Annotated in this window: 14 protein-coding genes; 8 read left to right on the forward strand and 6 right to left on the reverse strand. The window is 39.2% G+C overall.

The window, feature by feature from the left end; translation table 11 throughout:
- Positions 1–13: 13 nt before the first annotated feature.
- The 5 genes from ACSSTM_RS05540 to ACSSTM_RS05560 all read left to right on the forward strand — a co-directional run bounded on the left by ACSSTM_RS05540 (position 14) and on the right by ACSSTM_RS05560 (position 3,372).
- A complete protein-coding gene (locus tag ACSSTM_RS05540) occupies positions 14–472 on the forward strand; it encodes an ASCH domain-containing protein (RefSeq protein ID WP_060596067.1) in 459 nt (152 codons plus the stop codon).
- A 206-nt stretch (positions 473–678) separates the two neighbouring features.
- Positions 679–1,296: a DUF47 domain-containing protein gene (locus tag ACSSTM_RS05545; protein ID WP_003212390.1), complete on the forward strand. Its 618-nt coding sequence runs from the start codon at positions 679–681 to the stop codon at positions 1,294–1,296.
- Between the two features lie 15 nt (positions 1,297–1,311).
- A complete protein-coding gene (locus ACSSTM_RS05550) occupies positions 1,312–2,310 on the forward strand; it encodes an inorganic phosphate transporter (RefSeq protein ID WP_034663089.1) in 999 nt (332 codons plus the stop codon).
- Between the two features lie 146 nt (positions 2,311–2,456).
- Positions 2,457–3,227 (forward strand): type II toxin-antitoxin system SpoIISA family toxin, encoded by a 771-nt coding sequence (locus ACSSTM_RS05555; protein WP_034663092.1) that lies wholly within the window; start codon positions 2,457–2,459, stop codon positions 3,225–3,227.
- Positions 3,202–3,372, forward strand: a complete 171-nt coding sequence (locus ACSSTM_RS05560; RefSeq protein WP_034663884.1) for a type II toxin-antitoxin system SpoIISB family antitoxin — start codon at positions 3,202–3,204, stop codon at positions 3,370–3,372. Before ACSSTM_RS05555 ends, ACSSTM_RS05560 begins: the two co-directional genes overlap by 26 nt.
- A gap of 220 nt (positions 3,373–3,592) precedes the next feature.
- Here ACSSTM_RS05560 and ACSSTM_RS05565 read toward each other — a convergent pair whose 3' ends face one another.
- Positions 3,593–4,492 carry an N-acetylmuramoyl-L-alanine amidase gene (locus ACSSTM_RS05565; protein ID WP_309415451.1) on the reverse strand — a complete coding sequence of 300 codons (900 nt, stop codon included), beginning with the start codon at positions 4,490–4,492 and terminating at the stop codon, positions 3,593–3,595.
- Positions 4,493–4,802: 310 nt separating this feature from the next.
- Between ACSSTM_RS05565 and ACSSTM_RS05570 the strand changes: the two genes are divergently transcribed.
- Positions 4,803–5,351: an ImmA/IrrE family metallo-endopeptidase gene (locus tag ACSSTM_RS05570; RefSeq protein WP_095285040.1), complete on the forward strand. Its 549-nt coding sequence runs from the start codon at positions 4,803–4,805 to the stop codon at positions 5,349–5,351.
- 26 nt (positions 5,352–5,377) lie between these two features.
- Here the strand turns inward: ACSSTM_RS05570 and ACSSTM_RS05575 are convergent, their stop codons facing one another.
- On the reverse strand, positions 5,378–6,001 hold the full coding sequence (locus ACSSTM_RS05575; protein WP_034663100.1) for a poly-gamma-glutamate hydrolase family protein: 624 nt from the start codon (positions 5,999–6,001) through the stop codon (positions 5,378–5,380).
- Positions 6,002–6,248: 247 nt separating this feature from the next.
- Between ACSSTM_RS05575 and ACSSTM_RS05580 the strand changes: the two genes are divergently transcribed.
- Positions 6,249–6,620 carry a DUF5412 domain-containing protein gene (locus tag ACSSTM_RS05580; RefSeq protein WP_034663103.1) on the forward strand — a complete coding sequence of 124 codons (372 nt, stop codon included), beginning with the start codon at positions 6,249–6,251 and terminating at the stop codon, positions 6,618–6,620.
- Positions 6,621–6,655: 35 nt separating this feature from the next.
- On the opposite strand, the gene ACSSTM_RS05585 is transcribed toward ACSSTM_RS05580, so the two are convergent.
- Positions 6,656–7,480 carry a methyl-accepting chemotaxis protein gene (locus ACSSTM_RS05585; protein WP_095285039.1) on the reverse strand — a complete coding sequence of 275 codons (825 nt, stop codon included), beginning with the start codon at positions 7,478–7,480 and terminating at the stop codon, positions 6,656–6,658.
- Positions 7,481–7,811: 331 nt separating this feature from the next.
- On the opposite strand from ACSSTM_RS05585, the gene ACSSTM_RS05590 reads away from it, so the two are divergent.
- Positions 7,812–7,949: a hypothetical protein gene (locus ACSSTM_RS05590; protein WP_252067763.1), complete on the forward strand. Its 138-nt coding sequence runs from the start codon at positions 7,812–7,814 to the stop codon at positions 7,947–7,949.
- 32 nt (positions 7,950–7,981) lie between these two features.
- On the opposite strand, the gene hag (ACSSTM_RS05595) is transcribed toward ACSSTM_RS05590, so the two are convergent.
- From hag (ACSSTM_RS05595) to hag (ACSSTM_RS05605), 3 genes are all read right to left on the reverse strand, one after another.
- Entirely contained in the window at positions 7,982–8,881 is a 900-nt protein-coding gene (hag, locus tag ACSSTM_RS05595) for a flagellin Hag (protein WP_034623420.1), read from the reverse strand.
- Positions 8,882–9,169: 288 nt separating this feature from the next.
- A complete protein-coding gene (gene hag / locus ACSSTM_RS05600; RefSeq protein WP_034663110.1) occupies positions 9,170–10,075 on the reverse strand; it encodes a flagellin Hag in 906 nt (301 codons plus the stop codon).
- A gap of 290 nt (positions 10,076–10,365) precedes the next feature.
- Complete coding sequence (gene hag / locus ACSSTM_RS05605) at positions 10,366–11,268, reverse strand: flagellin Hag (protein ID WP_034663114.1); 903 nt, start codon at positions 11,266–11,268, stop codon at positions 10,366–10,368.
- Positions 11,269–11,488 lie beyond the last annotated feature (220 nt).

Here is an 11,488-nt window from a genome sequence, read left to right on the forward strand (position 1 = left end):
AGGGGGAAGAATGATGAATCAGAAAAGCACCTTATTTTGGGAAACATATTGGGAAGAAAAATCAGAAAGTGCACCAATTGACGCGTCTGTTTCCGCTTGGGCATTTGGAGCAGACCCAGATCATTTGCTTGACCTTGTTCTGCGAGGGAAAAAAACAGCGACTTGTTCTGGACACCTTTTTTACGAAAAGGAACAGGAGCCGCTTCCAAAGGCAGGACAATATGCGGTCATTTTGGACAGCCATGACGAACCAAAAGCCATCATAGAGATCACGCATGTAGATGTCATGCCAATGAATGAGGTTCCAGAATCATTTGCACAAGCAGAAGGTGAAGGCGATCTTTCATATAACTATTGGTACAGAGCCCATCAAGAATTTTTTACAGAAGCACTCAAACCGTACGGATTAGAATTTAAAGAAGACATGCTCCTTGTTTGCGAGCGATTTAAACTTGTTTATTCAGCTTCTTAAGCTTTAAGCGGCGCCAAAAACGGACCGCTTTTTTCATTTCTTTTCTCCTTTCTGAAAAAGGTGTGTTGAGAACACATCTTTAGGTCAGAATAAGATCAAATAGAAAAAGTGAAGAAATTTTCGACTACACCTGTTTTTTTTCGACAAAAGAATATATAATTATTTGATGTGTGCATTGTCTCATTTATACAATGGAGGGTTTTTACATGTTAAAAAGGAAAAAAGACAAGTTTTCCGTCTTGTTAACGGAAATTGCTAAAAATTTAGATGAAACTGCTGAGTATTTTGTTAGCTATAAAGTAACAAATCAAACCACTCTGAAAGAATTTTCTGACACATTGAAGGAATATGAGACAAAAGGTGATAATCATGTTCATACTATGATTAAAGAGCTGAACAAAGCCTTTATTACACCGATTGAACGTGAAGACATTCTTCAATTGACGAATAGCCTCGACGATGTTTTAGATGGAATTGAGCATTTTTCAGCGACAATGGAAATTTATTCAATGACAAGCTCTGACGAACATATCGACAAATTCAGCCACTACATCAGAGAATGTGCAAAGGAAATTTTAATTACAATTGATTTACTGGCTGAAAATCGCTTAAAAGATATTCAACCACACGCAATCAAAATCAAAGAGATCGAGCATAATTGTGACAATCTTTATCGTAAATCACTAAAGAACTTGTTTGGAAAAGAAACTGATCCAATCAAGGTCATTCAATACAAAGAAATTTACGAAACACTTGAAGAAATCGCTGATTCCTGTCAAAGTGTTGCCAACAATCTAGAAACAATCATTATGAAGAATGCGTAACGGGGTTAGTTAAACATGGACACATTACTCATCCTTACCATATTTATTGTCATTTGTGCACTTGCTTTTGATTTCATCAACGGATTTCACGATACAGCAAATGCCATTGCCACTTCGGTTTCAACAAAGGCGTTAAAGCCTAGACATGCTATTATTATGGCAGCGTTCATGAACTTCTTAGGAGCAATGACATTTACAGGTGTGGCAAAGTCCATCACAAAAGACATCGCAGATCCTTTTACACTTCAAAACGGTTCTGTTGTCATTTTGGCTGCTTTAATTGCGGCCATTACTTGGAACTTGCTTACTTGGTATTACGGGATTCCGAGTAGTTCTTCACATGCACTGATCGGATCAATTGCAGGAGCTGTTATTGCCTCTGCTGGTTTTGGCGCTTTAAACTATTCGGGATTCATTAAAATCATTCAAGCACTATTGCTTTCACCTATCCTAGCTTTCGTATTGGGATATATCGTGTATACCATTATCAAATTTGTATTCAGAAACAACAATCTCGCAAAAACAAATAAACAATTCCGACGTGTTCAAATTTTAACTGCTGCACTGCAATCGTATACCCACGGAACAAACGATGCGCAAAAAGCGATGGGAATTATTACGATGGCTTTAATTGCAGGTAATTTGCATACAACAGACGACATTCCATTCTGGGTACAATTCTCTTGTGCGCTTGCAATGGGACTAGGTACTTCTATTGGCGGCTGGAAGATTATTAAAACAGTCGGCGGTAAAATTATGAAAATTCGTCCAGTAAACGGAGTATCTGCCGATTTAACGGGTGCAGCGATTATCTTCGGTGCGACATTTATTCACTTACCTGTTAGTACCACTCACGTGATCTCATCTTCTATTCTAGGTGTAGGTTCTGCACACAGAGTAAAAGGAGTAAACTGGGGTACGGCAAAACGCATGCTTGTCACTTGGGTGATCACATTACCGATTTCAGGAACTCTAGGGGCTCTTATATACTTTGTGTTAAATGCGATTATCTAATATCAAAGACCTGTCTGACAGGTCTTTTTTTATTTGCCCGCACACTTCAACACCTTGTTCCTACAAGCCATTTTTTCATGAAGCAGGGTTTCCAATCATATCCATAGAAATAAATAAGTATCCATCTGTCTATGGGAGAGAAGAACATGCTACTATTTTTTCAATTGACCGTGTGGTTATTGCTAGGTGCCCTTGCTGTATATGTATTTGCCGTATGGCGTTTTGAACAAAAAGTAAAAGAAAAGATGTTTGCCATTCGAAAAACGTGGTATTGGATTTATGTAGCTGGTGCTGTTGTGTACTGGACAAATGACCCTTCTTCAATCTTCACCGATTGGATGCACTACTTGATTATTGCTGTTTTTTTTGCATTAACCGATGCATTCATCTTTCTCAGCTCCTATATTAAAAAACTCGGAAATCACGAACTGGAAACCGACACCCACCAACTCCTAGAACAAAATAACGATCTACTTCATTCTTACCTCAACAAACTAAAAACGTACCAATACCTATTGAAAAACGAACCGATCCATGTATATTATGGAAGTGTAGAGGCATATATAGAGGGAATTGAACGGCTCATTTATTCTTTTGCCGACAAGATGAATATTCAAGCGGTTCTTTGTCCATACGATACGCAGGAACAAAAAGATGACCTGCTGCGGACACTTGACCAGCGAGCTCTTATTCAGGCGAAGCTTGACAGGCAGGAAGTCTATTACGATGATTTCGGCAAATTGGTGCTCATCCCGTTTTCTGTAGCAGATGATCACTTTGTCATTAAGCTCACCTCTGATGAGATTGTCACTGAGTTCGACTATTTATTAATGACGTCACTTACAACAATTTATGACCTAATCTTGCCTGACGAAGAGGAAGGTGATGAAGATGGACCACGCACTTCAAGGGAATAACAACAATCGCAAGAAAAACCCTTTTAAGATTTTAAAGAAAAAGCACCATATCAGTATGGCGGATTACAAAGTAAGCCCCCATACAGAGCGTATTTTCAAAAAGAATGAACAGCTCTTGGATGAGTATAAAAATAAAAGGGCTTGATTACACTAAAGGACGCGGAACAAAATCCGCGTCCTGTTTCCTTTTTTACATAAACTTGCATACAATAATCTATACGCTGCAACAATTGAGGTGCCAATAAATGAAAAAGAAAATCAAACAATTGAGATATGTTCAGTTTGCTGAATATAAGTCGTCGCCTTATATTCGTCGATTAAATGAACAAAGTGAAACAGTCATCCAATCATACAAACAGAAACACTCACTTATTTAACAGCTCCAGAAGCTTTTCCTTCGTTTTAGGGCCGTATACCCCATCACTTGTCAGACCATTCATCAGCTGAAAACGCGCTACGGCGTTCGCCGTTTTTTCTCCGAAAACTCCGTCGATCCCTTTATTTGCAGCTGCTTTATCAGGATAAAAATAAACAGCAGCAAGCGCTTGTTGAACGAGACGTACGTGCTCTCCCTTTGTCAATGGAGACGTCACCTTTAAAACCCCATCTGGCAGCTCATACATGCTCTTTGCATCGTTACGATAAATTTTGAGAACCTGTCCAATTTGAATCTTATTCGGATCACTAATGTCATTCCACTTCTGTAAATCTTGAACTGTGACCCCATGAGCTTTCGCAATACTCGTTAACGTATCTCCGCTTTTAACGACATACGTGATGACCGGCTCCGGATCTTCTGCCGTTTCAATCCCTTTTTTAAATTCATCCCATGTAGAAAGAAGCTGGCGTGGACATGCTTTTCCAGACCAGTACTGATGTGTGACCACGTTTGCTAGCGGAATGTGATGTTCTTTTAATAGCTTTTGAATAAGCCATTGTGCATGTTTGACCGCTTGCTGAAAATTTCCATCTTCATTCTCACAAATTTCAATTCCGATCGACTTCCGGTTACCATTCCCATGTCCATCCCCTGCATGCCAGCCATTTTCATTTAACGGCAGATGCTGAAATATTTCATGATCATCCACTGTAAAATGCCAGCTCACCTCTGTCGCTGGGCGTTTTACATAGGCCGCATGACTTTTCGCATCCGCTCCCTTTGACGTGTTTGCTGTGTTATGCACCGTCACATACTCCGGTGTCATCGCATATCCTGGGCGGTTTCCGTTTCCAACTGGAATAAAATCTTGATAAATTTGTACCATGTTCTGCACTCCCTTTTGCTAGATTGAATTGATCTTTCTCATCAATCGGTGGCGTTCGTAAGACAATACTTGTTTGTTTTCATGAGAAGACTATGGTAAAATTTGAATTCAATCACTCTTTTTAGTAGTGGAAAGTGCAAAAATACAGAAAAAAACAGGAATTACTTCCATTTTTCCTTGAATTTATGTTAAAATTGTTAAAAATAAGCCGATATAAAAAGTAAGTAATAGCTCAATTAGCTATTTAGTCCTATATGGACTTTTCTTTTACGCCAAAAATAGAACATACGTTTGTATGGAGGTTTTTTAAATGACTGGTTTTTTAACCCATTTAGAAGAAGATATTAAGCGGTTATATGCTCAATTACAAATAAGCGGTCCTGCTTATAGAGAGATGCAAAGGATCGCTTCTGAATTTCATGTATGGGTCCACTACGAGGAGACTGGCAGTATGATGATCCAGCATCAAGGTCTTTACAGTATTATATTAAACAGATCCCTATCATCTGAAGAACAATGGCAGGATTTTGCCCACGAGCTTTGTCATGTGCTAAAGCATACAGGCAATCATTTCAAAATGAACAAACTTTTTCGAGAACTGCAGGAGTTTCAGGCAAAACAATTCATGTATCACTTTTGTGTTCCAACCTTTATGCTGCTGCAAATGAAGCTTCCAACCCTTCGGCAGCAAGCCATTTTGCATATTGCTCAAACGTTTCACGTCACCAGAGCTTTTGCTGAAAAGCGGCTTGCCTTATTCGAACAGCGAAAAACAGGCATTCGCTTTCAACAGGAGTTTACGTCTTATTTAATGAAAGCAGAAAGGGTCGCTGAAAAAGAAGCCGTTTATCAAACGTAAATACTCGGACATAAAACGATAAAAGTTTATTCATAAAGGGCTAATACTTGTTTGAGTACATTTGTGTACCGGTAAAATTGTTCAGTTTGTGTATCACGCCGATAGCGACGCCTAAAGTCTTGAAAAAATGCTCTTCTTTGCGCCTGACTAATTTCAAGTTGTACACTTTTTCCCGTCAGACATTGGTTATTAATATTATCAGGATGTGTTCCAGAAAAACGATCAGATTCAGATAGCAGCAATGCGTGAAAGCCATTTAGCGTTAGACGTTTCACAGTTTCTGCCGCTCTTTCTCTGTCCGTACCTCCCACTAACGTTTGAAGCACCTCTGTTTCTCCATAACCATGGAGTGCAAACGTATAATGATGGGTATGCACCTGTGAAAGGCAAACCGGCTCATCAAAACGTGTACTTGTAATATGAAGAACATGATTGCCTTTTACTTTAAGGCCTTCAAATAGATACATAGAATAATCACTAGATATTTCATGAATGAGCTCACTCACGCCGGATTCAATTCCTCCGGCATGAGGCGACAAAACCAGAAGCTGGTCACCTTTCCGCTCGTGAAGAATTCGATAATCAATTCCTATTCTTTCATGAGCGGAAAGCTCTTCATAACTTTGATACGTATCGATGATTTGTCTCATGTCATCTGCCCCATTTCTCTATATGAGCATAAGTCTACTGATCCCTTATTCTTTTGTAAAGAGGTTTCGAATCAAATACACCACTTGAATTCTTCCTTAAATTTTCCTTACATTTACGGCTTTCTGTTGAATTTTGAGAAAAAATGACCGATAATTGAAATGAATAGAACTTTTGGACTATATGAATCTTTTTGTATTCTCTCTCATAAATTAGAAATATTGTGATCTACATCTGGAGGAATTTTTCATGTTAAAAAAGAAAACCACCCTCATCCTTATCATCTTACTCCTTAGCTTCGCTGGCATTATTTATTGGAAATGCTTCTCTCTTCAAGGCGTGTCTCACGGAACATTCATCCGCTCGATGTCATCACCTGACGGAATGTACATCATCAACACCTATCAGCATAGCGGAGGAAAGCTAAAGGAAAACGCAGTTAGAGCAGAAATTGAAAACAAACTGACCCACCGTAAGAAGACGATTTACTGGAAATACCCTGACAAAGACCCTCTCATCAAATGGAAAAACGGACAGCTTGTTCAAATTGGACATGAGTTTTTAAATGTGGTGAAGGGCGACACGTATGATTATCGCTTTGATCAGAACAAGAGAAAATAGCGCATCAAAAAACGAATCCCTCTTGGATTCGTTTTTTACGTTGACATCACATGCTGCATGAATTCTTTCATTTCTTTACTTACGATCGTCAATCGTTCCACAATTTCGCTAAACTCTGTTACAAGTAAAGCCTGTTCCGATGAAGAACCTTTCATGTGGTCCATACTTTCAAGTAATGTATGTATATTGGAGGAAATTCCTTGTAATGAGCTTTCGATGTTTTCTGTTGCACGTGAAGTTTCACTTGAAAGCTTTTGAACCTCACTTGCTACAACACTAAAACCAGCTCCCTCTTTTCCTGCCCTGGCCGCTTCAATTGACGCATTCAATCCTAGCAAACTCGTTTGTTTCGAGATGCCTTTAATCATTTTTGTAATATCGGCTGTTTGTTTCGAGCTTTCAAGTGTTTGCTGCGTTTGTAAGGTCATCTCCTCACTTGTAGCAGAAAGCTCCTCTGAATGTGCCGCCACCACGTGCACCTTTTCTTGAATACTTTGAATAATGTCATTTAATGATTCCATATACGCTTCAAGCTCTATTTGATTTTTGAGCGGAAATCCTAAAGCGAGGGCACCAATCACTTGCCCATTTTCATCAAAAATTGGCAATCCCATTGCATTTAATGGTACTCCATACACTGATTCAGGTACAAACATACTTGATGTCTCACCTCTCAGCGCTTTTTTCATATTCAGATCATCTGGTTTAATATGTTCACCAGCTCGAATTTGAAAATCAACATCTTTCGATGGCAAATACAGCAAAAATTTCTCTCGGTCAATGATACCCATCGTCACTTCATTTTTTAAAATCTGCATCATATAAGGTGCTGCTGTCACAATACTCTGTAGTATATCCAATTTCTCTACCCCCTTATGTTATTTATCGGTCGTCCTTCTTAAAATAATAGTTATTTTTTAAAAATAATGATGATGATTAAAGTTATTTCTCATATGTACGAGTAAAAAGAAGGAGATTCCCTCTCTATATTCAACAAAACGCAAATTTGCTATAATTTAAGCATCAACATATGATGAAATGGTCATGTAATCATTTTACATATTCATTGGAGGCGCATGTTGTGAGACAACCTATGACATATGAGCGGGCCATCGTCATTGGCGGCGGTATGACGGGAATGCTCGCTGCAAAAGTTTTATCAACGTTATCAACTTAGAACAGCTGCATGTCATGATTCAAGCCGACACTTCTGGAGAAACTGCTGAATGGTGGAGTCAGTGGGATAAAGAGGATGATGAAAGCAATCGAGCTTTTTTCCATGAAGCGGTTCCTGACTTTCGTTTGCAGCACTTGCTTTCATTAGATTGAAACAAAAAAAGCCCCTTCATGGGGCTTTTTCATTAACGTAATAATTGAAGTACGTTTTGCGGCTGTTGGTTTGCTTGAGCTAGCATCGCTTGAGACGCTTGAGAAAGAATGTTGTTCTTTGTGAACTCACTCATTTCTTTCGCCATGTCCACGTCACGAATACGAGACTCAGCAGCTGTTAAGTTTTCAGCAGAAGCACCAAGGTTGTTGATTGTGTGCTCTAGACGGTTTTGGACTGCACCTAGTTTAGAACGCTGGTCTGAAACTTGTTTGATGGCTCCATCGATGATTGCTAATTGGTCGTTAAATCCACCTTCTTCATCTGCTGCAATTTCGGCGAAATCAGTTACTTTAATAGTAGAAACTGTTTTATCCTCAACTCCTAGTTTATCAGCAGACATTGCTTCAATATGAACTGACAATTGCTGCGCACCGTTAGCTCCAATTTGGAAAGTTAATTTCTTCGCTTCTCCGCCTTCTGGCTCAGCAGCAAAAGTACCATCAAGAAGTTTCTTTCCGTTGAATTCAGTACGGTCAGAAATACCGTTCTTATCTGTACCGTTACCAATTTCCTGAACTAGTGCATCAATTTCTTCTTGAATCGCACCAAGATCTGTATCATCCTGAGTACCTGTGTTTCCAGCTTGTACGACTAGTTCACGTACACGTTGAAGGATTGAGTGAGTTTCAGTCAATGCACCCTCTGCCGTTTGAATAAGAGAGATACCGTCTTGAGCATTTTTCGTCGCCATTTCTAATCCGCGGATTTGTCCACGCATTTTTTCAGAGATGGCAAGACCTGCTGCGTCATCTCCTGCACGGTTGATTTTAAGACCAGAAGAAAGCTTCTCCATGTTCTTTTGTCCTGCTCCATTGTTTGCAGACAAACGGTTCAATGTGTTAAGTGCTGCGATATTGTGGTTAATTCTCATTTCCTATTACCTCCATGTGTTTGAACCAATTGAACATCCTTGTCCAAAAGTTCTAAATTAGAATTTTTTTGTAAGCCTTACAATCCATTTATCGAACATTAATGGAATTTGTTTAACAAAAAAGGATTAAATAAGTAAAAAGTCTCATTCATTATGATCATTTCGCTAGTGTATACCAAATTTAAAGGTCATTTTTCATAATTTACCAGATGGGTTTAAGAAGCATAAGACTGGATAAAAATCGAAGAAAAAAGAACATAAAAAAAAGCCCCATTAAGGGGCCTGTCATTAACGTAGTAATTGAAGTACGTTTTGTGGCTGTTGGTTCGCTTGTGCAAGCATTGCTTGAGAAGCTTGAGAAAGAATGTTGTTCTTCGTGAACTCACTCATTTCTTTCGCCATGTCAACGTCACGAATACGAGACTCAGCAGCTGTTAAGTTTTCAGAAGATGCACCAAGGTTGTTGATTGTGTGCTCTAGACGGTTTTGGACTGCACCAAGTTTAGAACGTTGGTCTGAAACTAGTTTGATTGCACCATCAACGATATCTAATTGATCATTGAAACCACCTGCAGCGTCTGCAGCAATAGTTGCGAAATCAGTTACTTTAAGAGCTGAAACTGTTTTAGTTGCATCAGTTGGATCTGATCCAAGTTTATCAGCAGACATTGCTTCAATGTGAACAGATAATTGCTGTGCACCGTTAGCACCAATTTGGAAAGTCAATTTTTTAGGTGTTGCTCCATCCTTACTGAAAGTTCCGTCAAGTAATTTCTTTCCGTTGAACTCAGTACGATCAGAGATACCGTTCTTATCAGTACCGTTACCAATTTCTTGGACTAAAGCATCAATTTCTTCTTGGATAGCACCAAGGTCTGTACCGTCTTGTGTACCAGTGTTTCCAGCTTGAACAACAAGCTCACGAACACGTTGAAGGATTGAATGAGTTTCAGTCAATGCACCTTCAGCTGTTTGGATAAGAGAGATACCGTCTTGTGCGTTTTTAGAAGCCATTTCTAATCCGCGGATTTGTCCACGCATTTTTTCAGAGATTGCTAGACCTGCTGCGTCATCTCCTGCACGGTTGATTTTAAGACCAGAAGAAAGTTTCTCCATGTTCTTTTGGCTCGCACCGTTGTTTGCAGACAAACGGTTCAATGTGTTAAGTGCTGCGATATTGTGGTTAATTCTCATTTCCTATTACCTCCATGTATGCGGGACCTGACAGACATCCTTGTCTGAAAAAAGTCCTTGATTCTAGGGCTTAACAACCCTGACAATTCTTTTATCGGATTTTTTTATAGGAAGTTTAACACTTTTTAATATTTATTTATTAATTTATCCGGCTTAATTCATGATTTAATTCTATGGAAAAGACGTATTGTGTGCTACGCGCACCAAGTGGTTCTCACATGATATTTTCAAGATCTGCTTCTTTCAAATATCAGTAGACATAAAAAAAAGCCCCATTAAGGGGCCTGTCATTAACGTAGTAATTGAAGTACGTTTTGTGGCTGTTGGTTCGCTTGTGCAAGCATAGCTTGAGACGCTTGAGAAAGAATGTTGTTCTTCGTGAACTCACTCATTTCTTTCGCCATGTCAACGTCACGGATACGAGACTCAGCAGCTGTTAAGTTTTCAGAAGATGCACCAAGGTTGTTGATTGTATGCTCTAAACGGTTTTGAACTGCACCTAGTTTAGAACGTTGATTTGAAACTTGTTTGATCGCACCATCTACGATGTCTAGTTGTTGATCAAATGTAAGTGTTGGTGTAGCAGCAGCGAATTGTGTAACATCAAGGTTAGAGACCGCTTGACCAGCTACAAGAGTTCCATCTGCTTGAGTAGCACCAATTTTATCAGAAGACATTGCTTCAATGTTTACATCTAATTTTTGTGCTTTATTTGCACCGATTTGGAAAGTTAAAGTAGCTGTACCATCAGCAAAAGCACCATTCAACAATTTTTTACCGTTGAACTCAGTACGGTCAGAAATACCATTTTTATCAGTACCGTTACCAATTTCTTGGACTAGGTTGCTGATTTCTTCCTGAATCGCACCAAGATCTGTATCATCCTGAGTACCTGTGTTTCCAGCTTGAACCACTAGTTCACGAACACGTTGAAGGATTGAATGAGTTTCAGTCAATGCACCTTCAGCTGTTTGGATAAGAGAGATACCGTCTTGTGCGTTTTTAGAAGCCATTTCTAATCCGCGGATTTGTCCACGCATTTTTTCAGAGATTGCTAGACCTGCTGCGTCATCTCCTGCACGGTTGATTTTAAGACCAGAAGAAAGTTTCTCCATGTTCTTTTGGCTCGCACCGTTGTTTGCAGACAAACGGTTCAATGTGTTAAGTGCTGCGATATTGTGGTTAATTCTCATTTCCTATTACCTCCATGTATGCGGGACCTGACAGACGTCCTTGTCTGAAAAAAGTCCTTTATTCTAGGGCTTATCAACCCTGACAATTCTATTATCGGTCGTGGTTATAGGATGTTTAGCAGATTCTTTAAAAGATATCACATTTTTATCATGACGATGATCCTAATTTTAACAATTTTATAAAGACAAAAGCTGCTGATCTATCATCAGCAGCTTTACC

This window comes from Bacillus sp. RK1064 (genome assembly GCF_051488405.1).
Lineage (GTDB): Bacteria > Bacillota > Bacilli > Bacillales > Bacillaceae > Bacillus.